Here is a 23,904-nt window from a genome sequence, read left to right as displayed (position 1 = left end):
TGTTCAGGTCTTCGGTGCGGTTGTCTCCCGGTCAATGTCCATGCCGATTTCAAAGACCCGGTTCCAAGGGAAACGGTAATTGGAAATCGTCAGTGTGCCGCAGTCCTCTTCTGCCCACGGGGACAGACTGGTGATAAGTTTCCCGCCGCTGAAATTGGCAAGCACCGGCGCGGCGGAGCCTTGTATATCTGCTTCCAGCCGGGCCAGCACCGCTGCCGAGTCAATTTCGGGCCGATAGAAATTGTCGGGGCTGCCCTTCAAGTCCTCCCGGACGTAGGCGTACAGGTCGTTGCGCACGGTGTTGCGGAAGGCAAAGTCTTTGATGACCCCGTCGGACAGAGACTTCGCAAAGGCGGTGTTGGCCGCGTCGTTTGTCTCGGGGGCAGGGGAGTGAGTCAGCCAGGCGTACCGCGCTACTCCGTGAGACAAAGCCGTGCCGGTGACAATCGCCATGTCCAAAAACCCGGAATAGGCCAAAAGAACACTCAGCTCCGCTTGCTGCGTCAGCGCGTCGTGTATCACGGTGCCGTAAGCGTCGTTGGACGCGTCAATCAAAATGGTGGGCAGCTTGTTTTTTCGGTTTTCCGCAAGCGCATTGTTCAGCGCCCACGCGTAATCCCCGGTGCGTTCCGGCTCCGCCGGAGCGGTGAGCACCAGAATTTGCAGGTCCGCTCCTCTGGTGCCGGAGAGACTTTCCAGCTTGAAGAACTTCAAATGCTGATCCACCACCACGTTCAGGGGCTGATAGTCGTAGGCGCAGGCGGGCTCTGCTTCCAGCCCCCCGATGTATCGAAGAGACGCCTTCGCCCCCTCCCACCCGCAGTCTTGCAGATACAGGGCGGAAATGGCCTTAAACGCCAGATCGTCCACCCCGGAAAGGAGCCAGTCTCCCTCCCGCAGATTGGCGGTAAGGTAGGCAATCTCGTTTTTCTGAATGCTGTCCTCTAAAGAGGAGTCATCCACACCGATTAAGACATTGAAATTTTTGTGGGTCTCATCGTTCAACAGGTCCAGCAGATGCGCGCCCAGATTGAGCTTTCGTTCCCGCGCGGACAAGTATTGGGAAAGCGCTCCCTCCGGCAGTGGCTCAGCGGACTGGACCGCCAACGGCTGCCCGTCGGTCCCCAGACGGTAGTCCGCTGTGATGAGGTCGACGCGCAGATCGTCTCCCGCCAAATGGGGGCGGGCCATCGCGCCGTAATTTCGCAGGGCGGCGTATTCATTCAGGCCAAAGCCGCCGTATCCCACCGTGGGAGCCAGACGCATCACGCTATCCAGCAGCCAGACCCGGTTGTTTTCATCCTGTGAGAGAACGGAGAGAAGGTTTTCCAGCAGCGCCGTCTCCGTCAGAGAAGTTCCATCCGACAGTGTGATGGGATTTTCTCCCGCAAGAGCCCGGGAGCCGACCAAGCCTCCGGATAGAAGCTGGTCCAAGGAGAGAATGTAGCGGTCGCAGCCCTCCTCCTCCTGCCGGAGCACCCACTCGTACAGCGCGGCCCGGTCGCCGGATTGCTCCCCGTTGGGGTTAAGGGGTTGACCATCCAGCTTTGTGGCATAAAGCGCGGAATCCGGCAGCAGCAGCTTATAGTCCAGAGATTCCGCAAGATACACCGCCCGCTCCACATTGTCCGGGCGGTCGTCCAGCGGAACGTAGGCAAGCTTTGCGGGGCCTTCCGGGTCTGCCGCCTGCCTTTGCCCGCAGCCTGCCGCCCCCAAAAGAAGCGTCAGGGATAGAGCGACGGAAAGCAGCTTTAAAGCAATTTTTTTCATCGTGCCTCCAATTTGCAAAAAAGTCCGCAAGCACAGCCTGCGGACTTTTTACGCGATGTTTTACAGGGAGAAGCCACCCAGATCCATGCCGCCGGTGATGTCGTTCAGGCTGGCCTCCATGGCGTCTCCCGCCTGACGCAGCGCCTCGTTCACAGCGGAAACGATCAGGTCCTGAAGCATCTCCACGTCCTCGGGATCCACGGCCTCGGGCTTGATGTTGACGGACAAAATTTCTTTCTTCCCGTTGACCTTGGCCTCCACTGCGCCGCCGCCCACGCTGGCAGTAAATTCCTGAACCTCAACCGCACTTTGGGCGGTGTTCATGGCCTCCTGCATCTCCTGAATCTTCTGCTGCATCTCCTGCTGACGGGCGGCCCCGGAGGGGCGCATACTGCCGTTGGTAAATCCACGGCGGGCACTGTAACTCATAAAGCAAGGCTCCTTTTCAAATTTGTTTGAAGTGTATGTTTGCAGACGGGGACGCACGCGAACGCGCCCCAGCTTTAAAACGCGGCTAAAAGCACGCGCCGCATTTATCGGATGGTGAAGTTGTCCAGTCGGCTTCCCCTGCGGATCAGATCCTCCAGCTTGTCCTCCGGAGAGGAGGCGGGGCCGCTGCCCACGGTAAGCCGCACCGTGACGGGCCCATCGGCCCGAAGGGCGGACAATTCCTGAAGCGCGCCCAAGACTCGGTCGTTGTCCAGTCGGCCCTTGGTGATTTCATCCGGCGCATAGACAGTGAGTGCGCCGTCCTTCAGCTCGCCGCTGCACCTGTCCAGAAACACCCGGTACATGGGTGGAAGGCGGCCCTTGCATTCCTCCGCCAGAGCGTGCCACCACTCCGCGCCCCCCGCGCTCTCCGAAGAAGCAGGAGAAGCAGTTCCCAGCGAGGGAGAAGAAACTTCTGGGCTCGGCGGCGCCGCCGACTCCCGTGAAACTGCGGGAACGGGTGCTTCCATCCTCTCCGGGGGAGGCGCGGCTGCTTCGGGGGATGGGGTAAATCGCGCATCAGCGTCTTCCCACGGTGGAGCGCTGCGGTCATCAATGGGTGGCTCCTCCGGCAGGGGCGGTTCCTCGCCCCAAGGCGGGCTGTCTTCAAAAACGGGAGGGGCTTTTGCCGCCGAAGCGGGTCTTGAAACGGGCGGGACCTTTACGGGAGGAGTGGATTTCTCCGCGGGGACCGCGCGGCCCTGACCGTTTCGCTCCGCCGGGTTCCTGCCCAGAAGAGCGGGAAGACGTTCCAGCGTGTCCTCCAGCTTCTGAATCCGGGCGGTGAGCGCGGTGAGGTCCCCAGAGAGGGATTCGTCGCACAGCCGCAGAAGGCACAGCTCTGCGTCGGTTCGGCGGTTAGAACTGTAATAGAGGTCGGCGGAGGCCCGCTGCAAGGTGGTGGCTAGATACAAAAGTCTGCTCCCGGACGCGTCCTTTTGGAGCTTGTCCAGCGCTGCGGAGTCGTATCCTCCGGAAAGCAGCGCCGCGCCCCCCTCCGGGGCGGTTCGCCGCAGCAGCAAATCCCGGGTCAGGACGGACAGTTCGCTCAAAACAGCGCCTACGTCCTTGCCCCCGTCGTAAAGTCGGTTCAAAAGCAGCAGGGCCGATTGCGCGTCCCGCTGTAAAATGTGCTCCATCAGTTGGGCGGTCTGAATATTTCCCGCAAGACCCAGCACGTCCAGCACAGCCGTGGCGTCAATCACGCCACCCGCCGCCGCGCACTGGTCCAAAAGGGACAGTCCGTCCCGCAAGGCCCCGTCCGCAAGGCGGCTTAAAAGCTCCGCGCCGTCGGCGTGGAGGTCGATGCCCTCCTGTTGGGCCACGTAAGAAAGCCGCCCGGCAACCTCACGGGGCAAAATGCGCTTGAAAGAATACCGCTGGCAGCGGGAGAGAATCGTGGCCGGGACCTTGTGCAGCTCTGTGGTGGCCAGAATGAACATCAAATGCTCCGGCGGCTCCTCAAGAATTTTCAGAAGGGCGTTAAACGCCGCCACGGAGAGCATGTGAACCTCGTCCACAATGTAAACCCGCTTTTTCACGTTGGCGGGGGAATAAATCGCCTCGTCCCGCAAAGCGCGGACCTGATCCACGCCGTTGTTGGAGGCAGCGTCCAGCTCTAAAACATCCAAAAAGGTGCCGTTTTCAATTCCCAGACAGCTTGGGCAGCGGTTGCAGGGATCGCCGTCCTGAGGGTTCTCGCAGTTCACCGCTTTGGCGAGAATTTTCGCGCAGGTGGTTTTGCCGGTGCCCCGGGTGCCGGTGAAGAGATAGGCGTGGGACGTGCGCCCCTCCGCCACCTGACGCTTCAGCGTCTCGGTGATGTGGGCCTGGCCAATCACATCGGAAAAGGTTTTGGGCCGCCACTTGCGGTACAAAGCCTGATACACACCACCGCCTCCTTTCAAAAAGACAGAATAAGTCCTCCGTTTGCAGCCACGGAACCGGCGCCCTCGCGGCACATGGAACATCCCGCACGATGCTGCTCGGTTCCCCGCCTGACATGGTTAGCAGGCGTCCATTGCGCGAGACCGGCTCCGCGGCTGCAAGCGGAGGATTTTATTCAAAGTGTATCTATTCTACTATAAATTTTTTAAATTATCAACTGGAATCTGCGGGAACGGGCGTAAATTTTCAGATTGATGAATTTCACAGCAGTTCCAGAAGGAACAGGGCAATCTGCTCCATAGCCGCCACCGCCTTTTTAATGGGGAACATCTGGAACACATGCCACATGTCTTCCCAGACCTCCAAACGGCACTCCGCGCCCGCCGCTTTCATGGCATGGCACAGCGATTCCGCGTCGGAATAGAGAATTTCATAGGACCCCACCTGCACAAGCGTGGGGGGAAAGTCTGCAAAGTTTCCGAACAGGGGGGAAAGGCTGGGACTGCGCAGATTTTCCTTCCCGGCGTATACTTCCCGGACGGCGCGGATATACTCCAGCGTCAGCATAGGGTCAATTTCCGCCCGCTCCGTGTAAGAGGGGCCGGAAGCGGTCATATCCGTCCAAGGGGACATGAGGATCAGGGCGGCGGGCAGCATCCGCCCGGCGGCCTTCAGCCGGTGGCACAGCACCAGTGCAAGATTTCCTCCTGCGCTGTCCCCGGCCACCACCACGTCCCGTGCGCCGTAGCCTAGGCGCATGAGATAATCCCACGCACGCAGCCCGTCCTCCACCGCCGCCGGGTATGGGTGCTCCGGGGCAAGGCGGTATTCAAAGGTCAAAACATCGAAGCCCGTGGCCTTGGTGAGCTTGGAGGAGAGCACCTTGGAATAGCCAAGGTTCCCGCTGGTATAGCCCCCGCCGTGGCAGTACAGCACGGCGCGCTTGCGCCGGTGGGGCCGCTGTAAACGCATCCACGCCGCGGGCATCCCGGCAAGGTCAAACGGCTCCCAGCTCATGTCCGCCATGTCGGCGGTGAGATTGCCCAGAAGCTCCTGACTCCGGCGCTGGCGCTCCAGTTCCTCCACCGTCATTGCCTCCGGCGCTCCCGCGCTGTGGAGGGCCTTGAGCACTCGCATGGCGGGGGCCAAGCGGCGGCTTTCGGCAGATTTGCGCTGCTGGGCGAGCGCGGCCTTGAGTACCTTGCGGGACTGGTCCATGACGCGCCCTCCTTTTCAATGATGGCATCATGATAGCACAGTTTTCCCCAAATGACACGTTTTTTTCCATTTATCGCGGGGAAATTCGGGCGGCGGGTCAATGCGTTCTTGCGGTGAGCGGCGGCCCATGATACAATTATTCAGATGAGCCGCCGCGTTTGCCCGTTCCGGCAGGGAAAGCGAAAGCGGTCCGGACGCAGGCGCAAATGGAGTTTAAGAAGAAGGGAGCCGCCATGACGACAAAAAAGCAATGGTACAAGCTGGACAACGCGGGCGTGCTGTACTCCGCCCTTCAGCGGGAGGAGTATTCCGCTGTTTACCGTTTTTCTGCCGTGATGACCGAGCCGGTGAACCCCGCCGCGCTGCAAGGGGCCATTGACGCGGTGCTGCCCCGGTTTCCGGGCTTCGCGGTGCGGATTCGCCGGGGCGTATTCTGGTACTATTTCGAGCCAAACACTGCCCCTGGTCCTTTTTTGAAAGAGGATGTGGCGGATCCCTGCCAGCCCTTTCGGTTTCACGAGGACGCGGGGTGGCTGATTCGATTTTACCGCTATCAAAACCGCATTTCTTTCGAGGCGTTTCACGCCCTGTCGGACGGCGCGGGCGCGATTACCTTTTTTAAGACGCTTTTGGCGGAATATTTGCGCAGGATCGGCGTGTTTGTTCCTGTGGAAGAGGGAATTCTGGATTTAAATGAGCCGCCTCGGCCCGAGGAGCTGGAAGACGCCTACGCCCGCTACGTGGGTCCCGCCGCCCGCAGGCTGCCGCTGATTAAGAAAGCCTATCAAAATCTGGGGCAGGCGGAGCCGTTTTATACGTTTCATGTCACCATGGGCTTTGTGCCGCTGGACAAGCTTCTGGAGAAAGCCCGGAGCTATGGCGTGTCGGTGACGGAGTATCTGGCGGCGGTGCTTCTTCTGGTGTTGGCGGAAAAACAGCGGCGGGAGAACTATCACAAGATGCTGCCTGTGACGCTGGCGGTGCCTGTGAATCTGCGGCCCTGGTTTCCGTCGGAAACTCTACGAAATTTTCTGGTCACGGTTCAGCCGGGGTTTGACCCGGCGCTGGGGGAGCACAGCCTTGCGGAGGTGGCGGCGCAGGTGCGCCACTATATGCGGCTCCACATTTCGCCGCAGGAGATGCGGGCGCAGATTACCCGCAACGTCCGCTATCAGTCCAACACGGCATTGCAACTTCTTCCCCGTGTGGTAAAAAACTCCGTTGTGGCCTATCATTATCGAACCCGGGGCGTGCGCCCCTATTCCGCCACGTTTACAAATCCCGGCGCGATCCCCATGCCGGAGGCCATGAAGCCCCACATTCACCACATGGAGGTGGTGCTGGGGCAGGCCACCGTTCCACGGCCCCATGTGGCCTCCGTCAGCTATGGCAACATCATGGAAATCACCGTGGCGGGGACACAGGCGGACGCGGAGACGGAGCGGGACTTTTTCCGCTTTCTGGTACGGGAGGGGTTGCCCGTGCGCATTGAGAGCAACCGCTCAAACCCCGAAAGGAGGACGTAAACATGCCATATTGCGTACACTGCGGCGTGGAGGTGAGCGCCGATGTGAAGGACTGCCCCCTGTGCGGCACGGAGGTGCACGACCCCGGCGCTGACCCGGCGGCGGAACACCCGCCCTTTTTTCCTGCCCGGCGGGCGGAGGTGGCTCCGGTTTCAAAACGGACGGCGGCTCTGCTGCTTACGTCTATGCTGGCGTCGGTCAGCGTGTGCTGCGCACTGTTGAACCTGGCGTTGAAGCCGGAACACCAGTGGTATTTGTTTGTGGTGGGCGCGGCGGCGATGCTGTGGGTCTGGCTGGTGCTGCCGCTGCTTGTAAACCGCTGGGTTCCCCTTTGGGGAAGGCTCACCGCGGACGTGGGCGCGGTGGCGGTCTATGTGGCCCTGATCGCTTTGGCGCTGGACGGCTGGGAATGGTTTTGGGGCCTTGCGGTGCCGCTTTTGGCGGTGGCGGCGGCGGTGGTGTGCGCCCTGAGCTGGCTTTTGCGCCGGGGTCACTCCATGTTGACCACCGCCATGCTGTGCCTTGGGGCCATGGGGCTGCTCTGCGTGGGCATTGAGGCATGCACAGACCTGTATCTGCACGGTCTGTGGTCCCCGGGCTGGTCACTGGTGGTTTTGGCGGCCTGCGTGGGTCTTTCCATTCCGCTGGCGGTGGTGCGGCGGGTGCCGTCGCTACGGGAGGAAGCGCGGCGGAGATTTCACTTTTAGGGCTGCTGCCCGACGGTGCACACAGTCGGGTTTTTGTTTTCTTCCATGGTGAGCATGGGACGAAAGGAGCGGCGGCTCTCTTTTTGATCTGAATAAAAAACCAAGCGGAAAGGACGGAGAAATATCCTCTGTCCTTTCCGCTTTCATAATAAATTAGAGGTATAGCTCGCCCCAGCGTCCGCAGGTTTCAAAGCCAACCCGGCGATAAAGCTCCGCCACGTCGTCGTGGCCGGAGATCAGGCGGGGCGTTTTTCCTTTTTCCTGAATGCGGCCTGTCAGAAAGCGGCTGATGCAGCCGCCCAAACCCCGGTGGCGAAACTCCGGCACCACTGCCACAGCCGCGATGATACCGCATTCGTCGTCCTCGGAGGCGATGCTCCCTGTGCCGACGGGCTGCCCGTCAACCTCCAACTGCCACACCTCCGCAAGTCCCTTGGACAGGCGCAGATCGGCGGACCAGCTCTCATACTGGAGGTGCTGGCGGTAGTATTCGTGGCTCTGCTGGAGAATACTGAACACCGTCCGAAGGTCACCGGGCACAAGACCGGGGAACATCTCTCTCTGGGGTCCACCCCGGTACACCATGAAATATGAGCTGTCTGTTGTGCCGCCCAACAGGCGCTGAAGCGCGTCGGTCAACGGCCGGTCTGCGTCGATTTCGCCTACGCGTTCCGCCTGCGCCAGAGCCGCGATTTCTTGGGGGTTTGCCCGCCCGTCGGCAGAGACTGACAGCACGCCGCCGGATAGGTACAGTGCGGCAGCGGGCAAGCCGTCTTCCACGCACAGGTAAAAGCGGACGCGGGCATCTCCCAGCCCATAAACCCGAAGGGCGGTCAGCGCCCGGGAGCCAAAGACGTGCTCATGGGAACAGGCCGTGGAAAACGCAGAAATCTGGGTGGGCGCAGTCAGCGGCACAAGCATGGGAAACCTCCTCTTCATGAAAAAGAGGGCGTATCCGCCCACCTTTCAAAAACATATCGGGCGCGTTATCGCGTCTCGGCGTGTTTACTGTTCCTGATCTGGGACAGATAGCGGTAAATGCTGGCCTGAGAACAGCAAAGCCCTTCGGCCACGTCCTTTACCGCACCCTTGAGCAAAAAGATTCCGTCGGACTCCAGCTTGGTGAGGATTTGCAGACGTTCGTTGGAGGTCAGCCGCTCTGCCGTTACACCCAGAAGCTCCAGCTCGCCGCTGACGGCGTCAGCCGCCACGGCTTCCGCGGAATTGCCGAATTTTTCAGGCATCCGCTGCTCGGCTGGCACTGCCCCGGGGCCAAACTGAGAAACAAAGTCCTCCACAAAAAAGTCAGGGTGGCACAGGCCCATTATCTGGCTGCTGACAGCCCGGAACTGGCTGTCGTCAAAGTTGATGCAGAGCATGCCGATCAGTCGGCCGTTGTCCTTGATGAACAGCGTGTTGGACCGCAAAGTCTTGCCGTTGATGGCGACTCCGTAGTAATTCAGGCGGTAGTCCGAGGTTTCGTAGCTCTTGTCCTTCAAAATACTCAGGGCGATGTTGGTCAGGGGAGCGCCGATCTCTCGCCCGCTGATGTGATTATTGGCGATGGCAATAATCGAGCGTTCCTTGGTTGTCAAATCGTGGAGAGCGACCTCGTAGGACGAGCCTAGGGCACGCCCGAGGAACTCCGTAAGTTTCACATACGGCAGGAGAAGGGGGTTGGGGATCTCGGGCATGCGCTCACCTCAGTTCATCTTTTTGCTGTGATCTTTACTTTTATTATATATGTTTGCTAGTTTTTTGTCAAAATAAAAAATTATCCTAACTATAATAATAATAAATTTGAATTTTGAAACATAATTTATGAGTATTGTACAATGATTGAAAAATAAAAATGTTTAATCAGACAAATGTGATAAATTAACAACATTTTAATTGACAAAATTTTTAAGAGTGATAAAATTTTATTACAAAGCAAAGGAGGATTACCAATGAAAGCGATTGTTAGTACAACCAAGGCCCCTGCGGCCATCGGGCCTTACTCTCAGGCCGTGCAGGCAGGCGGACTGGTTATCACCTCCGGGCAACTGCCCATTGATCCCGCCACGGGCGTGTTTCCCGAGGGCGTTCAGGCCCAGACCCGGCAGTCCCTGACCAATGTCAAGGCTATTTTAGAGGAAGCCGGCACCGACATGGACCACATTATCAAGACCACCGTGTTCCTGAAGAACATGAATGACTTTGGCGCCATGAACGAGGTGTACGCCACCTTTTTCACCGAAAGCGGCTTTCCCGCCCGCTCTGCAATTGAAGTCGCTCGTCTTCCCAAGGACGCGTTGGTAGAAATCGAAGTCATCGCAGTCCTGTAAGGATATTCCCGCTTTCCCGTTACGTTCCTGCATCTTTCTTAGGAAGATACTGTCCGCCAGGCGAAAAGCAGGGCTTGGGACCCCTGTGTTTTGACGACCGGAGTATCCATAACAAGGCGCACTGCGCCGAAAAATTATGGAGGTAAAGCACTATGTCTAACAAATATTCTCTGAACGTTCCCGCTCCTCATCACTTTACTTTCGCGGTTCGTGATGTTCCCAATGTGACGTTGGAGCAACGTGAGCGTGCGCTGAAGGCCACCCACTACAATGAGTTCGCCTTCCCCTCCGGCATGCTGACGGTTGATATGCTTTCCGACTCCGGCACCACCGCCATGACCAACCAGCAATGGGCGTCCCTGTTCCTGGGCGACGAGGCCTATGGCCGCAACACCGGCTATTACGTTCTGCTGGATACCTTCCGCGATATTCTTGAGCGGGGCGGGGAGAAGAACTGGAAGAAGATTGTCGATCTGGTTCGCACCGACTGCCGGGACGTGGAGAAGATGATGGATGAGGTCTACCTCTGCGAGTACGAGGGCGGCCTGTTCAACGGCGGCGCCGCTCAGATGGAGCGGCCCAACAGCTTTATCATCCAGCAGGGCCGCGCAGCCGAGTCTGTGTTGATGGAAATTGTTAAGAAAATTTTGGCCCAGCGGCATCCCGGCAAGGTCTTTACCATCCCCTCCAACGGCCATTTCGACACCACCGAGGGCAACATCAAGCAGATGGGCTCCGTGCCCCGGAACCTGTATCACAAAGAGCTGCTCTATCAGTCTCCCGAGGGCGGAGCCTATGCAAAGAACCCATTCAAGGGCAACATGGATATTGACAAGCTGGAGCAGCTGATTCAGGCCGTGGGTTCCGAAAACGTGCCCCTGATCTTTACCTGCATCACCAATAACCCCATCTGCGGCCAGCCCGTCTCTATGGCCAATATCAAGGACATTAACCGGGTTGCGCACAAGTACGATATTCCCTTGGTTTTCGATGTGGCCCGCTGGGCGGAAAACTGCTACTTCATCAAGATGAACGAAGACGGCTACGCCGATAAGTCCATCGCCGAGATTGCCACCGAGATGTTCTCCTACTGCGACGCCTTCACCATGTCCGCCAAGAAGGATGGCCACGCCAACATGGGCGGTATGCTGGCTTTCCGCGACAAGGGGTTGTTCTGGAAGAATTTCTCTGACTTCAATGAAGACGGTTCCGTCAAGACCGATGTGGGCGTGCTTCTGAAGGTCAAGCAGATCTCCTGCTATGGCAACGATTCTTACGGCGGTATGAGCGGTCGCGACATTCTGGCGCTGGCCGTGGGCCTGTATGAATCCTGCGACTTCAACTATATGCATGAGCGCGTGAAGCAGTGCGAATATCTGGCGCAGGGTTTCTACAAGGCCGGCGTCAAGGGCGTGGTGCTGCCTGCCGGCGGTCATGCCGTGTACATCAACATGGACGAATTCTTCGACGGGAAGCGCGGCCATGAGAATTTTGCTGGCGAGGGCTTCAGTCTGGAGCTGATCCGCCGCTACGGGATCCGTGTCTCTGAGCTGGGTGACTATTCCATGGAGTATGATCTGAAGACTCCGGAGCAGCAGGCCGAGCTTGCCAACGTGGTTCGGTTCGCCATTGACCGCAGCCGCCTGACTCAGGAGCATCTGGACTATGTCATCGCCGCCGTCAAGGCCCTTTATGAAGATCGGGAGAGTATCCCCAACATGCGCATCATCTGGGGGCATAACCTGCCCATGCGTCACTTCCATGCCTTCCTGGAGCCCTATTCCAACGAGGAGAACTGATTCTCCAATTTATAATTTTGCGTAACCTGCGTCGCGTGGAAAGAGCGCAGGGGTAAAGAGCGAAACGCCCGCGGAAAATGAATACGCTTTCCGCGGGCGTTTTTACGCGCACTCCTCCCCGCAAAGAGGCCGGTCGGAAGTCCGGCCCAGCCAGGAAGGCAGCCCCCGCTCCGTGAGGAACCGGGGTTACCGATATACAACGAATGGAGGGACAACAATGGCAAAAAACTCAAAGACTTTAGAAAAGCAAGATGGCTTTAAGTCGCAGTGGGGCTTTATCATGGCGGCCGTCGGTTCCTGTGTGGGCATGGCCAATGTCTGGCGCTTCCCAATGCTGGTCTCCCGCTACGGCGGCCTGACCTTCCTGATCCCCTATTTCATCTTTGCGTTCATCATTTCCCAGTCCGGCATGATGGAGGAGTTCTCTCTGGGCCGTTGGTCTGGCTACGGTCCCGTCGGCTCCTTCGGCAAGGCCATGGAAAACGGCGGCAGGTCTAAAAAGATTGGCGAACTCATAGGCAGCGTCCCCGTGTTTGCCTCGCTGTGTTTGGGCACCGGCTATGCGGTCATCATGGGCTGGGTGTTCTACTACGCCAAGATGGCCCTCACCGGCGAGCTGGTGGCTATGGGTCAGGACATGAACGTCATCGGCAGTACCTTCGGGGCGGTGGCTCCGGAGGCGGCGACGCTCCCTGAAGCCATCAAGATGACCTTTGCGACCGGTGGCGCCAACAACTTCTGGATCATCGTTGCCATCGTAGTTTCTTTCCTCATTATGATTCTGGGCGTGTCCGGTGGCATTGAGGCCTCCTGCAAGGTCATGATCCCGGCCCTGTATGTGCTGTTCATCATTCTGGCGGCTGTCATGATCTTCATCCCCGGCACCGGCGACGGCTATCGGTATATCTTCACTCTGGATCCCAAGGGTCTGCTGAACCCGGAGGTTTGGGTCTTCGCCTTTGGCCAGTGCTTCTTCTCCTTGTCCGTGGCAGGCTCAGGTTCCGTCATCTACGGCTCCTATCTGGGGAAGGATGTGAAAATCCGTCAGTCTGCCGCCCTGTGCGCCGTGTTCGACACCTCTGCAGCCCTGCTGGCCATGCTGATCATCATCCCTGCCATGGCGACTGTGGGTGCGGATCTGGGCAACGGTGGCCCCGGCCTGCTGTTCATTTACATCCTGCCTGTCTTCAACAGCATGGGCGGCATCTCCCGGATCATCGGCATCTTCTTCTATGTCGCGGTCCTGTTTGCCGGCATCAGCTCCATTATCAACCTCTTTGAGACGCCCGTGGCGATGTTGCAGGAGAAGCTGCACGTGAAGCGCCTGACCGCCACCGCCGCAATTCACATTTTTGCCCTGGTAGTCTCTCTGATCATCCAGCCTTGGACCTCCCAGTGGATGGACATGGTGTCCATTTACCTGTGCCCCTTGGGCGCATTCACTGCCGGGTTTATGTTCTTCTGGGTCATGAAGAAGGATGCCGCTGTGGAGGCAGTGCAGTTGGGCAGCGAAAAGCCCATCATGAAGTGGTTCTACTCCTTTGGCAAGTATGTGTTTGTCCCGCTGTGCTTTCTGTGCTTTGTTCTGGGCATTGGGTTTGGCGGCATTGGCTGATCTCCCCGATGATTCAACACACTTTTTAAAAAATGGGCGGCGCCGTTTTTCGGCGCCGCCCTCTGTTCGTCTTTTCAGTCGTGTTTTGACAAGGCCATCCCAAAAAATTTGGGCTGGGACGCTGTCGTGAAGTGTGGTTCCTGCTTATGCAAGCTCCTGTGCGAGGGCGGATTTCCGGGTCAGCAGCTTCGCGGCAATGCGGTCCAGCATTTCACTCACTGGGACATCCAGTGCGGCGGCAAGCTCGCCGCCCAAAAGCTGCTCTGCCTGCTTCATGAAGTGTTCGTCCACGGCCCCGAATTTTCGCTTCGTCTCCTCCACATGCGTCTTTTTGCAGTAAATCGAGATGACAAGCTCCAAAAGATCGCGGCAATCGCTGGTTTGCAGAAGCGTCTGGTAATGGTCCCGCAGATTCTGGGTGCTGCCGCCGTAATAGGCTTGCGCCCGGCTGGCGGGAATCGTGTCCACCAGATCATCTGCCTCTTCCGCCGTCAGGATAGGCCGAATGGGCACCTTGCAATTTTCTATTGGTGCGTAAATCGTCCCGTCCTGATACAAGGGGCTGAGCACATAGTAGAGCTTATCCAGCTCTCCGGGCTTGCTCCGGCAAAAATTCGGCTGGGTGATATCCTCCACCCGACACACGCCCGTGCGTCCGTAAATCACAAGATCGTCCTTTTGAAACATAGCTCCTCCGCTTCCCGCCGACAGGCACAAAGCGCCTGCCGAAATGCCGGGAAAAATAACTTCCGTTATTTTTCCGCCGCGGGCCACGCCTTTTTGGCGCGGCCCGCGGACTCAACTGCGCTTAATCGCTCCCACGATAAAACGCGCCGGTCCAACGGCCGAGTTTCTCGGCTGCTGGACCGTGTAATCTATATTTATATATTATAGCACATTTTTTGAAGAAATGGTAGGGGTTTTTTACAAATAATTTTAAAACCTGTCCCTGACGGACAATTTTCGGGTCAGACGGGCGGCCAATCTGGCTGCCGGGCGTCAGGATAGACGGCTCTCGCCTTTGGATCCGACCTGCTTGTCAAAGCACTTCAGCGTTTCCCAAATCACATTCTGAAAGTGAAACTGCGTCTCTCCTGCATAAAAATAGCCAAGCCCCTCGTACAGGCGGCAGGCCGGGAAATTTCCCTCGTAAGTGTCCAGCCGGATAACAGGCCAGCTCTTTGCCCGGGCGTGCTCCTCGCAGAAGTGCACAAATTCCTTCCCCTTTCCCCGGCCCGCAAAGTTCGGGTGAATGCAAAGGGTATGGATGACCATGACCTCCTCCGGTGCGGCCTGAAAATTCCAGTGAATACTGGCGTATTCCGGAGGCTGAATCTGGTTGAGAATTACGCAGCCAAAGAGCGCGCCGTCCTCCTCTCCCACATGCAGCGTGCCCTGCTCAAACGCCGCTTTGGCATGGGCAAGGGTGGGGTAGAGGTCCTTCTGCCAATTGGTATAGCGCACCGATTCCTCACGGTCCAGCAGCGCCCGGTAAAGCGCGTCCACCCGGTCAAGATCCCGCGCCTGTGCAAGTCGAATCATCTCTGTTTGCTCCTTTATTTTTAATGAAATATCCCTGAAAGTCTGCCAAAATCCGAGCGGAGAAGGACCAAACATGGCGCTGCACCAGTGGAGGCAAGTATTCTAAAGCGGCCTCTGCCCGTCAGACTACATTTTTTTAGGCCTTTTGGGAGTGGACGGGCGCTTTTTTACCGGCGGAACGGGCGGCGGAGCCAGCGGGGCTTTGGGGCCCAGCTTAGAGGGCGAAATTTTTCGCTCCGCCAGTTGGTCCTTTACGAACTGACGGAACAGGGCATACAGCACCGAGCACAAGGGAATAAATACCAGCATTCCCAGAACTCCCATAAGCTTTCCGCCTAAGATGACCGCCACCAGCACCCAGATGGAGGGAAGCCCCACGGAGGAGCCCACCACGTGGGGATAAATGAAATTTCCCTCGATCTGCTGGATAACCAGAAACAGCACGATGAACAAAAGCGCCTGCACCGGGTTTACCAAGAGAATCAGCAGTGCGCCCACGGCGCAGCCGATAAATGCCCCCACAATGGGAATCAGGGCCGTCAGCGACACCGTCACGCCCACCAGAACCGCATAGGGCATCTTAAAAATCGGCATAGTCACGATAAACAGGGAGCCCAGAATCACTGCCTCCAGACACTGGCCGGAGAGAAAGTTGGAAAACGTGCGGTTTGCAAGGTCGGCCACGGACAAGATCCGGTCCGCCGCCCGCTCGGGCAGCAGGGCATAGAGAATCTGGCGGATTTGATGACCTAGTTTTTCCTTCTGAAGAAGCAGGTAGACGGCAAACACCAGCCCGATGAAAAACGTGCTCACGCCGCTGACCACGCTGCCCACGAAGCTCATGCCACCCAGCACGCCGCCAACGCCCGTATTTACCAGCTGCTCGCCCAAATCACGCAGCAGCTCCAGCGCCTTGGCGGACAAGGTGGTCCACTGGATGTCCAGCGTTTGAAGCGCCGTCTCAAGTTCCGGCAGGCGGGTTTCCAGCGTCGAGAGCATCTCCGGCAGCCGGGTAAAAAACGTCTGTGCCTGCTGAGAGACGGAGGATACCGCATCCCCCAGACTGGGGACGATGACAAGGCTTGCAAGCGCCAATACCCCGGACACCAGCGCCAGCGTCAGCACAAAGGCCACGGGGCGGCGCAGTTTTGCGGTGCGCTTGTCATTGCCCATCCGCCGCTCCACCGCCCGCATGGGCACATTGAGAATGAACGCCACGGCGCAGCCCAGCAGAAAGGGCGCGATGAGAGAAACCATTGCCCCCAGCGCCCCACCCAGCAGTGTCAGATTTTGAAGGCCCCAATACCCCGCCAGAACGGCAAAGGCCGCGCCAGCCACCGCCCACACCGTTTTCTTATGAAACTCCATAGTTACTCCTTTTGAAAAAGCGGGCGGGGCAAGGCTCCGCCCGCTTGACCGGGTTCCGACTTATAAAATAGGATGGGCCGAAGCGTCAGCTTCGGCGATAGTTTTCCGCCGCCGTCAGATAGCTTTGTGCCTCTTCCCGGTTGGCTTCAATCTCCTCCGGCGTGAGGGGCCGGACGACCTTTGCGGGGCTACCCAGAATCAACGACCCGTCGGGCGCGTCCATTTTCCCGGACACCAGCGCCCCCGCGCCCACAAGGCAGTTGTTTCCAATCCGCGCCCCGTTTAGAAGCACGGAGCCCATGCCCACAAGGGTGTTGTTTCCCACGGTGCAGCCGTGGAGAATGGCCCCGTGGCCCACGGTGCAGCCGCTGCCCACGGTTGTCTCTTCGTGGAGCACACAGTGATCCTGAATGTTGGTGTTCTCCCCAATCCGGATGGGGTCCCAGTCTCCCCGGAGCACGGCGTAATACCAGATGTTTACGCCCTTGCCCAGCGTCACGTCCCCGGTCACAACAGCGCCCTCAGCAATTAAAACGTCCTGATCTGTCTCTCTTTTTTGATAAGGCATATGGATGTCCTCTCTATTCTATATGGCAAAATTTCCGTTTACGAACACGGGGATTTCCTCTCCTGCGTGGGTGGTGCCCACGATGGATAAATCCTGCGTCCCCACCATAAAGTCCACGTGGGTTATAGAATCGTTCAGGCCCCGGCGGGTCAGCTCTTCACGGCTCATTTCATGCCCGCCCTTCAGGCAGGGATATGCCTCGCCGAAGGCAATGTGGCAGGCGGCGTTTTCGTCAAACAGGGTGTTGTAGTACAGAATTTTTTGGTTGGAAATGGGGCTGTCGTAGGGGACCAGCGCCACTTCGCCGAAATAGGACGCGCCCTCGTCCACCGCAATGGCGGCCCGCAGGTTTTCCTCGCCCTGGCGGGCGTGGGCCTCCACGATTTTTCCGTTTTTCACCACAAAGTGGAAGCCGTCGATAATATTTCCGTCGTTTACCAGAGGTATAGAGGCGTATACCACGCCGTTTACTCCGGTTTTCAAGGGAGAGGTGAACAGCTCTTCCGTGGGAATGTTGGCGATAAAGGTCTGGCCCTTTAAGGTCACGTCGACCCCCGCCTCCCAGACATGGCCCTCGGGAAGCTCCACCGTCAAATCCGTGCCAAGGGAGTTTTTGTAGTGCAGGGACTTAAAGTTCAGCGCATTCAGCGTTTCTCTGCGCCGCGCCAGCGTGGCAAGATGCTCCCGCCATTTTTCAACGGCGCTTCCGTCGCCGCTGATGCGCACGGCGGCAAAAATAGCGTCCCACAAACGCTCCATCGCCTCAGATTCCGTCGCCTTTGGGAACACCCGCTTGGCCCAAGAGGGGATGGGGATAGACGCGATGCACCACGGAAAGCCGCCGGACATTTGCAGGCGGTTAAACATCCGCAGCGCCTGTCCTCCGGCCCGCTGGGCCCGGACCACCCGGCCTGAATCCACGCCTTTGAGGTTTTCCGGGTCGCCGGCAGAGATAGCGAGATAGGCCGCTCCCTCCATGGCATAGTCGTTAAAAAAGTGCCGCCGCCATAGGGGAACGGAGTCAAACACGTCCTCCTCGGCCCGCAGATACTTCATCCGGCCCAGCGCGTCGTCGTTCCAGTTGACCACCACCTCGCGGCAGCCTGCGTCATAGGCTTTTTCCGCGCACATCCGGGCAAACCACGCGCACTCCACCGGAGTGGAGATGATCAGCGTCTGCCCCTTCTGCACGTTCAGGCCCACCTGAATCAACAGCGCGGCGTATTCCATCAATTTTTCCTCGTGCTTCAATCTGCATCCATCCTTTCGTCAGGCCCGGCGCACCGGGACTTGCGGGGCTTGCCCGCTCCGTTTTGTTTTTTTATTGATTTATGGTTCCTCCTGCTCGAAGGGAAAGCTGTCTTTTCCCTCTCTGCGCAGGGAAATAAGGGTTCCGTTCAGCTCCGCGCCCATAATCAGCGCGGTGGCGCTCATATACATCCACACCAAAAGGGCCATGACCGTTCCGATGGAGCCGTACAGCAGGGAATAGTTGGCCATGCGCTCCATGTAGACGGCGTAAATCCCCGACAGCACCAGCCACCCCACAAGGGACGACACAACGCCGGGGAGCAGGTTCCGCCAGGGCTGGCGGGTATCCTGCGTGATGGCGTAAAGCGCCAGAAGGGCGAAGCACGCCACCACCGCCACCAGAGGAAACCGCAGCGTGGCCCACAGCTTTGCCGCAAAGGGCGGCAGGTGAAAATTTTCCACCGCGTAGGAAAGCACGGTGTTGTTCACGCTCATCAGCACCAGCGTCAGTGCCAGCGCCAGCAGCAATAGAATCGTGTAAACCAGCGTGCGCAGAAAATGTGCCGCCGCGTGGCGGGGCGGACCCAAGTGGTACGCCGTGCGCACAGAGCGCATCAGGGTGTTGGCCGCCCGCATGGGGAAGTAAATAGAAAAGACCAGCCCAAACAGCAGCAGCCGGATATTGGCGTTGGCCTGCACGTGGACAAGGTATACGCCGATGAAATCCACCGCCACCTTGGGCAAAAATTCCCCAAGGTCCTTTAAGATGGCCCCCACGTCCAGATGCAGCAGGCCCAACAGAGAACTGGCGAAAATCAGCATGGGGAAAATGGCGAACAGCAGGTAAAACGCCAGCGCCGCGCCCTGAATGGACACGTTGTGCCGCAAATAACGACGCACCAGCAGATACAGGCCGCGCCAGAGTTTGCTTTTCGGCAGCGGCGGAAGATATGACTTGCTCACAGCGCCCCCCCCTTCACATGATACGATACCATGACAGTATTTACCGGCTCGGTAAAAATATGACGGCGGCGGCGCAATGCGGGCCGTTTCAGTAATTTTACCATGATTTGCCTCCGACGTCCACCGGCATTTTTATTTTCCACCCCGCCATTCTGCACGAAAAATGGCATTTTTTGTGCTTTATTAAGGCCGCTAAGAATTAAATTTCCTTGTCGGCAGAAAACAAGGCACGGCGGAGGGCAAAGCCCTCCGCCGTGCGTATTACGCCCTGCGCATTTTAATTTTTAGAAGTCTGCGCTGCCCACGGTGCGGGGATGGGGCAGCACGTCCCGGATGTTGCTCACGCCGGTGAGGTACATCACCATCCGCTCAAAGCCCAGACCGAAGCCCGCGTGCTTGCAGGAGCCGTACCGCCGCAGATCGCAGTACCACCAGTAATCCTGCGGGTCCATACCCGTCTCCCGGATGCGGGCCTCCAGCTTGTCCAGCCGCTCTTCGCGCTGGCTGCCGCCGATGATTTCGCCGATGCCGGGAACCAGACAGTCCGTTGCGGCCACGGTTTTTCCGTCGTCGTTCATGCGCATATAAAACGCCTTGATTCCCTTGGGATAATCCGTGACGAACACGGGCTTTTTAAACACCTGCTCCGTCAGATACCGCTCGTGCTCCGTCTGAAGGTCGGTGCCCCACTCCACCTTGTAGGCAAACTGGTCGTTGTGCTCCTTCAAAATCTCCACGGCCTCGGTATAGGTCATGCGTCCAAAGTCGGAAGTGGCCACATGCTCCAGCCGTTCCTTAAGGCCCTTGTCCACGAAGCTGTTGAAAAAGTCCATCTCGTCGGGGCAGCGCTCCATCGTGCGGCGGATGACGAATTTAATCATGGCCTCCGCCACATCCATGTCGCCCTTGAGGTCGGTGAAGGCCATCTCCGGCTCGATCATCCAAAACTCGGCGGCGTGGCGCTGGGTGTTGGAGTTTTCGGCCCGGAAGGTGGGGCCGAAGGTATACACGTCGCCAAAGGCCATGGCGAAGTTTTCTGCGTTGAGCTGGCCGGACACCGTGAGGTTGGCGGGCTTTCCAAAAAAGTCCTGAGAATAATCAATCTGCCCGTCCTCGGTGCGGGGCGGATTCTCGGGGTCCAGCGTGGTCACTCGGAACATCTCGCCCGCGCCCTCGCAGTCGCTGGCGGTGATGATTGGGGTGTGGACATAGACGAAGCCACGGTTCTGGAAAAACTCGTGGATGGCAAAGGCCGCGACGCTGCGCACCCGGAAGGCGGCGGAGAACAGGTTCGTCCTGGGCCGCAGGTGCTGGATGGTGCGGAGAAATTCCGGGCTGTGGCGCTTTTTCTGGAGAGGGTATTCCGGGGTGGAGGTACCCTCCACCTCGATGCGCACGGCCTTCAGCTCCAAAGGCTGCTTAGCCTCCGGCGTGAGGGTCACCGTGCCGGTGACGATCAGCGCCGCACCCACGTTCTGGGACGCGATCTCCGCGTAGTTGGCAAGGGCTGCCGTGTCCAGCACCACCTGCAAATTCTTAAAGCAGGAGCCGTCGTTCAGCTCCACAAAGCCGAAGTTTTTCATGTCCCGCACGGTGCGGACCCAGCCGCCCACAGTGACCTCCTTGCCGGAATAAACCTCGCTGTCGGCGAAAATCGCCGCGATTTTTGTCATACTCATTTCGTTCACCCGTTTTGTCATTTTTGCCGGAACGGCATCATTTAAATATAGGACAATATTATACGCGCTTTTTCGGTGGTTTACAAGTCAGTTTCCCTCAAATCACCTGAAACAGGTAAAATTTGAGATAGTCCGTCTCCTCCACGCCCCAAAGAATGGGGTGGTCCGGCCCCTGCTGACGTACTTCCACCTGCCGAAGCTGCACCCCCGCGTCCCGGGCGGCGCTTTGCAGCATGGCCTCAAATTTTTCGTGGGTTGCAAAGTGAGAGCAGGAGCAGGTGGCAAGATATCCCCCTCGGGGCAGCAGCTTCATGGCCCGGTAGTTGATTTCCTTATAGCCAGTGATGGCGTTTGCCACCGTAGCCCGGGACTTTGTGAACGCCGGTGGGTCCAGAATGATAAAATCGTATTTCCGGGGCTGTTTTTCAAGCTCCGGCAGCAGGTCGAACACGTTGGCTCGGACGCACTCCACAACGTTTTCCAGCCCGTTTCGGCGCACGTTGCCCTTTGCCAGCGCCACTGCCGATTCCGACACATCCACGGCGGTGACGTGGGCCGCGCCGCCCATGGCGGCGTTTAAGGCGAAGGAGCCGGTGTGGGTAAAGCAATCCAGCACCGTCCGTCCCTTGGAAAGCCGGGCAACCGCCTGACGGTTGAACTTCTGATCCAGAAAAAAGCCGGTCTTTTGCCCGTTTTCCACGTCCACCAGATACTTCACGCCGTTTTCAACAATCTCTGTCACGGCGGACTCCGGCGGCGTCTCCCCCGGCAGGGGGAACCAGCCCTTGTATTGCGTAAGCCCCTCTTTTTCCCGGAGGGCCACGTCGTTGCGCTCATAGATTCCGGTAATCTCCTGTCCATCCTGACGCAGAATTTCCACCAGCAGGGAAAGCAGCAGTTCCTTGCGCACCTCCATACCCACGGAGAGAATCTGCACGGCGAGAAGTGGGCCGAATCGATCCACTGTCAGCCCGGGAAAGCCGTCGGCCTCGCCGAAAACAAGGCGGCAGCAGGTTAAATCCTCCGGACGCAGCACGGTTTTCCGGTACTCCCAGACCCAACGGAGCTTCCGCTCCCAAAACGCCCGGTCAAAGACGTCGTTGGCGTTGCGGGAGACAAGACGGATTCGGATTTTGGACTGTTCCGAGTAAACCCCCGTGCCCAGATACCGGCCCTTTTGGCTCATCGCGTCCACCAGAGCGCCGTTTTCCGGCGCACCGCGCAGGGCGGTAATTTCCTCGCCGTAAACCCACGGATGGCCCCGGAGCAGGGCGGCCTCCGCCTTGGGCGTGATGGTGGCGCTTGGATAGATTCTCTCCGTTTTCATAAGCGTATCCTCATTTCCGTTTTCCGCATTTCGTGTTCGAGTGTAGCACATTTTTTGAAAAAACGCTATATCCGATGAAAGTTTATACATTTTTTCTTGACAGGGGGGCGGCAAACGATTAAACTAAAAAAGGATTCTTATCGGCAGTTTTAAAGCCGCTGATTTTTCCAACATTTTCTCGCAGATAAACACCGAAAATTCAGGAGGTAAACCATTGTGACGGAGATCATCATTTCAGTCCTTGCGGGGCTGGTGGTCGGCGGCGCGGTTTGCTTCCCTCTCGGTATTCGCTACCGGAAGCAGGTATCCGAACGGGAAATCTCAAGCGCCGAAGAAGAGGGACGGCGCATCATCAACGAGGCGATAAAAAGTGCAGAAAGCAAGAAGAAAGAAGCCCTGTTGGAAGCAAAGGAAGAGATCCTGAAAAACCGCAGCGAACATGAGAAGGAAGTAAAGGAACGCCGGTCCGAACTGCAGCGGCAGGAAAACCGTTTACAGCAAAAGGAAGAGAACCTCGACCGCAAAACCGAGGCCATTGAGAAAAAGGAAGACGCCCTGGCCCAGAAGCACCAGCAGGTGGACCGGGAGACTGAGGAAATCAAAACCATTAAGCGCAGCCAGACAGAGGTGCTGGAGCGTATCTCCGGCTTCACCGCCGAGGAGGCCAAGCACTATCTCATCGAGCAGGTTGAGAGCGAGGTAACCCACGAAACCGCCCTGAAAATCAAAGAAGTGGAAGCCCGCATGAAAGAGGAGAGCGATACCCGCGCCCGCGAAGTGGTGGCGCAGGCCATCCAGCGCTGCGCGGCAGACTCCGTGGCGGAAATGACCGTCAGCGTGGTGGCGCTTCCCAACGACGAAATGAAGGGCCGCATCATTGGCCGCGAGGGCCGCAATATCCGCACCATTGAAACGCTGACCGGCGTGGACCTGATTATCGACGACACGCCGGAGGCCATTACCGTCTCCTGCTTTGAGCCGGTTCGCCGGGAGGTTGCCCGTCTGGCGCTGGAAAAGCTTATTTCCGACGGGCGCATTCACCCCACTCACATTGAGGAAATGGTGGAAAAGGCACGGCGGGAAGTGGATGCGGTCATCAAGGCCGAGGGCGAACGCGCCGTGTTTGAAACCGGCGTGCGCAATCTCCACCCGGAGCTTGTGAAGATGCTGGGTCGGCTTCATTACCGCACCAGCTACGGCCAGAACGTTTTGCAGCACTCCATCGAGGTCAGCCACATCGCCGGTATGATGGCGGTGGAGCTGGGCGCGGACGCGCAGGCCGCCAAGCGGGCGGGTCTGCTGCACGATTTGGGCAAGTCCGTGGACCACGAGATGGAGGGCACCCATGTGCAGTTGGGCGTGGAATTTGCCCGGAAGTACAAGGAAAAAGAAGACATCATTCACGCCATCGAGGCCCACCACAACGACGTGGAGGCCCATACGGTGGTGGCCTGCCTTGTGCAGGCGGCAGATGCGATTTCCGCGGCCCGCCCCGGTGCGCGGCGTGAGAATCTGGAGAACTACATCAAGCGTCTCCAGCAGCTTGAGGAAATTACCGGCAGCCATCCGGGCGTTGAAAAATCCTTTGCCATTCAGGCGGGGCGCGAGGTTCGCGTGATGGTGAAGCCCGACCAGATTTCCGAGGATGAGATGGTAATTCTGGCCCGGGATCTGGCCAAGAAGATCGAGGAAGAGATGGAATACCCCGGACAGATCAAGGTCCATCTGATCCGCGAGACAAAAGCAGTGGAATACGCGAAGTAACAAGCAAGCCCCCGGCCGTCTGGCCGGGGGCTTTTTGATTGGTTCCGCTGAACGGGCTTTATGGAAACGTTTAAAAAACCTTGCTGCTTAAAAATAAGATCAGG

20 protein-coding genes and 1 other RNA gene are annotated in these 23,904 nt (G+C 58.1%); 6 read left to right on the top strand and 15 right to left on the bottom strand.

Annotation, left to right across the window (positions count from 1 at the left end):
* Positions 1–3: 3 nt before the first annotated feature.
* From RTK01_RS06295 to RTK01_RS06275, 5 genes are all read right to left on the bottom strand, one after another.
* Positions 4–1,770 (bottom strand): DUF4127 family protein, encoded by a 1,767-nt coding sequence (locus RTK01_RS06295; RefSeq protein WP_312280155.1) that lies wholly within the window; start codon positions 1,768–1,770, stop codon positions 4–6.
* Between the two features lie 60 nt (positions 1,771–1,830).
* Positions 1,831–2,199, bottom strand: coding sequence for a YbaB/EbfC family nucleoid-associated protein (locus RTK01_RS06290; RefSeq protein WP_293009728.1), 369 nt, complete (start codon positions 2,197–2,199; stop codon positions 1,831–1,833).
* Between the two features lie 104 nt (positions 2,200–2,303).
* Positions 2,304–4,148 (bottom strand): DNA polymerase III subunit gamma/tau, encoded by a 1,845-nt coding sequence (gene dnaX / locus RTK01_RS06285; protein ID WP_312280154.1) that lies wholly within the window; start codon positions 4,146–4,148, stop codon positions 2,304–2,306.
* Positions 4,149–4,196: 48 nt separating this feature from the next.
* Positions 4,197–4,296, bottom strand: an RNA gene (gene ffs, locus RTK01_RS06280) — signal recognition particle sRNA small type.
* Positions 4,297–4,407: 111 nt separating this feature from the next.
* Positions 4,408–5,364 carry an alpha/beta hydrolase gene (locus RTK01_RS06275; RefSeq protein ID WP_312280153.1) on the bottom strand — a complete coding sequence of 319 codons (957 nt, stop codon included), beginning with the start codon at positions 5,362–5,364 and terminating at the stop codon, positions 4,408–4,410.
* 233 nt (positions 5,365–5,597) lie between these two features.
* Between RTK01_RS06275 and RTK01_RS06270 the strand changes: the two genes are divergently transcribed.
* Positions 5,598–6,890: a hypothetical protein gene (locus RTK01_RS06270; RefSeq protein WP_312280152.1), complete on the top strand. Its 1,293-nt coding sequence runs from the start codon at positions 5,598–5,600 to the stop codon at positions 6,888–6,890.
* 2 nt (positions 6,891–6,892) lie between these two features.
* On the top strand, positions 6,893–7,597 hold the full coding sequence (locus RTK01_RS06265; protein WP_312280151.1) for a DUF6320 domain-containing protein: 705 nt from the start codon (positions 6,893–6,895) through the stop codon (positions 7,595–7,597).
* A gap of 153 nt (positions 7,598–7,750) precedes the next feature.
* On the opposite strand, the gene RTK01_RS06260 is transcribed toward RTK01_RS06265, so the two are convergent.
* On the bottom strand, positions 7,751–8,518 hold the full coding sequence (locus tag RTK01_RS06260) for a GNAT family N-acetyltransferase (protein WP_312280150.1): 768 nt from the start codon (positions 8,516–8,518) through the stop codon (positions 7,751–7,753).
* 65 nt (positions 8,519–8,583) lie between these two features.
* Positions 8,584–9,291, bottom strand: a complete 708-nt coding sequence (locus tag RTK01_RS06255) for a PAS domain-containing protein (protein WP_312280149.1) — start codon at positions 9,289–9,291, stop codon at positions 8,584–8,586.
* A 255-nt stretch (positions 9,292–9,546) separates the two neighbouring features.
* Here RTK01_RS06255 and RTK01_RS06250 point away from each other — a divergent pair, with 255 nt between their 5' ends.
* The 3 genes from RTK01_RS06250 to RTK01_RS06240 all read left to right on the top strand — a co-directional run bounded on the left by RTK01_RS06250 (position 9,547) and on the right by RTK01_RS06240 (position 13,338).
* The gene (locus RTK01_RS06250) at positions 9,547–9,924 is read left to right on the top strand and encodes a RidA family protein (protein WP_312280148.1); all 378 of its coding nucleotides are present in this window, start codon (positions 9,547–9,549) and stop codon (positions 9,922–9,924) included.
* Positions 9,925–10,076: 152 nt separating this feature from the next.
* Positions 10,077–11,723 (top strand): tryptophanase, encoded by a 1,647-nt coding sequence (locus RTK01_RS06245; RefSeq protein ID WP_312280147.1) that lies wholly within the window; start codon positions 10,077–10,079, stop codon positions 11,721–11,723.
* A gap of 217 nt (positions 11,724–11,940) precedes the next feature.
* A complete protein-coding gene (locus RTK01_RS06240; protein ID WP_312280146.1) occupies positions 11,941–13,338 on the top strand; it encodes a sodium-dependent transporter in 1,398 nt (465 codons plus the stop codon).
* Positions 13,339–13,482: 144 nt separating this feature from the next.
* Here the strand turns inward: RTK01_RS06240 and RTK01_RS06235 are convergent, their stop codons facing one another.
* From RTK01_RS06235 to RTK01_RS06200, 8 genes are all read right to left on the bottom strand, one after another.
* Positions 13,483–14,025, bottom strand: a complete 543-nt coding sequence (locus tag RTK01_RS06235) for a CarD family transcriptional regulator (RefSeq protein ID WP_312280145.1) — start codon at positions 14,023–14,025, stop codon at positions 13,483–13,485.
* A gap of 312 nt (positions 14,026–14,337) precedes the next feature.
* The gene (locus tag RTK01_RS06230; protein WP_312280144.1) at positions 14,338–14,880 is read right to left on the bottom strand and encodes a GNAT family N-acetyltransferase; all 543 of its coding nucleotides are present in this window, start codon (positions 14,878–14,880) and stop codon (positions 14,338–14,340) included.
* Between the two features lie 126 nt (positions 14,881–15,006).
* Entirely contained in the window at positions 15,007–16,248 is a 1,242-nt protein-coding gene (locus RTK01_RS06225; protein WP_312280143.1) for an AI-2E family transporter, read from the bottom strand.
* Between the two features lie 85 nt (positions 16,249–16,333).
* Positions 16,334–16,816, bottom strand: a complete 483-nt coding sequence (locus RTK01_RS06220; RefSeq protein ID WP_312280142.1) for a gamma carbonic anhydrase family protein — start codon at positions 16,814–16,816, stop codon at positions 16,334–16,336.
* A gap of 18 nt (positions 16,817–16,834) precedes the next feature.
* Positions 16,835–18,067: an aminopeptidase gene (locus tag RTK01_RS06215; RefSeq protein WP_312280141.1), complete on the bottom strand. Its 1,233-nt coding sequence runs from the start codon at positions 18,065–18,067 to the stop codon at positions 16,835–16,837.
* Between the two features lie 78 nt (positions 18,068–18,145).
* Positions 18,146–19,030: a YihY/virulence factor BrkB family protein gene (locus RTK01_RS06210; RefSeq protein ID WP_312280140.1), complete on the bottom strand. Its 885-nt coding sequence runs from the start codon at positions 19,028–19,030 to the stop codon at positions 18,146–18,148.
* 284 nt (positions 19,031–19,314) lie between these two features.
* Positions 19,315–20,709 carry an asparagine--tRNA ligase gene (asnS, locus tag RTK01_RS06205; RefSeq protein ID WP_312280139.1) on the bottom strand — a complete coding sequence of 465 codons (1,395 nt, stop codon included), beginning with the start codon at positions 20,707–20,709 and terminating at the stop codon, positions 19,315–19,317.
* 97 nt (positions 20,710–20,806) lie between these two features.
* Positions 20,807–22,036 carry a class I SAM-dependent rRNA methyltransferase gene (locus RTK01_RS06200; RefSeq protein ID WP_312280138.1) on the bottom strand — a complete coding sequence of 410 codons (1,230 nt, stop codon included), beginning with the start codon at positions 22,034–22,036 and terminating at the stop codon, positions 20,807–20,809.
* A gap of 216 nt (positions 22,037–22,252) precedes the next feature.
* Here RTK01_RS06200 and rny point away from each other — a divergent pair, with 216 nt between their 5' ends.
* Positions 22,253–23,800: a ribonuclease Y gene (gene rny, locus RTK01_RS06195; RefSeq protein WP_312280137.1), complete on the top strand. Its 1,548-nt coding sequence runs from the start codon at positions 22,253–22,255 to the stop codon at positions 23,798–23,800.
* The last annotated feature ends 104 nt before the right edge of the window (positions 23,801–23,904 follow it).

The sequence above is a fragment of the Oscillibacter sp. genome, from assembly GCF_031978065.1.
GTDB lineage: Bacteria > Bacillota > Clostridia > Oscillospirales > Oscillospiraceae > Oscillibacter.
This window is presented reverse-complemented; position numbering and strand designations above follow the sequence as displayed.

Excerpts from the sequence above, each read along its gene's own strand:
- RTK01_RS06290 (WP_293009728.1), bottom strand. The coding sequence starts at position 2,199 with ATGAGTTACAGTGCCCGCCGTGGATTTACCAACGGCAGTATGCGCCCC.
- asnS (WP_312280139.1), bottom strand. The coding sequence starts at position 20,709 with ATGAGTATGACAAAAATCGCGGCGATTTTCGCCGACAGCGAGGTTTAT.
- RTK01_RS06220 (WP_312280142.1), bottom strand. The coding sequence starts at position 16,816 with ATGCCTTATCAAAAAAGAGAGACAGATCAGGACGTTTTAATTGCTGAG.
- RTK01_RS06275 (WP_312280153.1), bottom strand. The coding sequence starts at position 5,364 with ATGGACCAGTCCCGCAAGGTACTCAAGGCCGCGCTCGCCCAGCAGCGC.
- RTK01_RS06270 (WP_312280152.1), top strand. The coding sequence starts at position 5,598 with ATGACGACAAAAAAGCAATGGTACAAGCTGGACAACGCGGGCGTGCTG.
- RTK01_RS06255 (WP_312280149.1), bottom strand. The coding sequence starts at position 9,291 with ATGCCCGAGATCCCCAACCCCCTTCTCCTGCCGTATGTGAAACTTACG.
- RTK01_RS06265 (WP_312280151.1), top strand. The coding sequence starts at position 6,893 with ATGCCATATTGCGTACACTGCGGCGTGGAGGTGAGCGCCGATGTGAAG.
- RTK01_RS06200 (WP_312280138.1), bottom strand. The coding sequence starts at position 22,036 with ATGAAAACGGAGAGAATCTATCCAAGCGCCACCATCACGCCCAAGGCG.
- RTK01_RS06260 (WP_312280150.1), bottom strand. The coding sequence starts at position 8,518 with ATGCTTGTGCCGCTGACTGCGCCCACCCAGATTTCTGCGTTTTCCACG.
- RTK01_RS06225 (WP_312280143.1), bottom strand. The coding sequence starts at position 16,248 with ATGGAGTTTCATAAGAAAACGGTGTGGGCGGTGGCTGGCGCGGCCTTT.
- RTK01_RS06245 (WP_312280147.1), top strand. The coding sequence starts at position 10,077 with ATGTCTAACAAATATTCTCTGAACGTTCCCGCTCCTCATCACTTTACT.
- RTK01_RS06230 (WP_312280144.1), bottom strand. The coding sequence starts at position 14,880 with ATGATTCGACTTGCACAGGCGCGGGATCTTGACCGGGTGGACGCGCTT.
- RTK01_RS06235 (WP_312280145.1), bottom strand. The coding sequence starts at position 14,025 with ATGTTTCAAAAGGACGATCTTGTGATTTACGGACGCACGGGCGTGTGT.
- RTK01_RS06250 (WP_312280148.1), top strand. The coding sequence starts at position 9,547 with ATGAAAGCGATTGTTAGTACAACCAAGGCCCCTGCGGCCATCGGGCCT.
- RTK01_RS06240 (WP_312280146.1), top strand. The coding sequence starts at position 11,941 with ATGGCAAAAAACTCAAAGACTTTAGAAAAGCAAGATGGCTTTAAGTCG.
- RTK01_RS06295 (WP_312280155.1), bottom strand. The coding sequence starts at position 1,770 with ATGAAAAAAATTGCTTTAAAGCTGCTTTCCGTCGCTCTATCCCTGACG.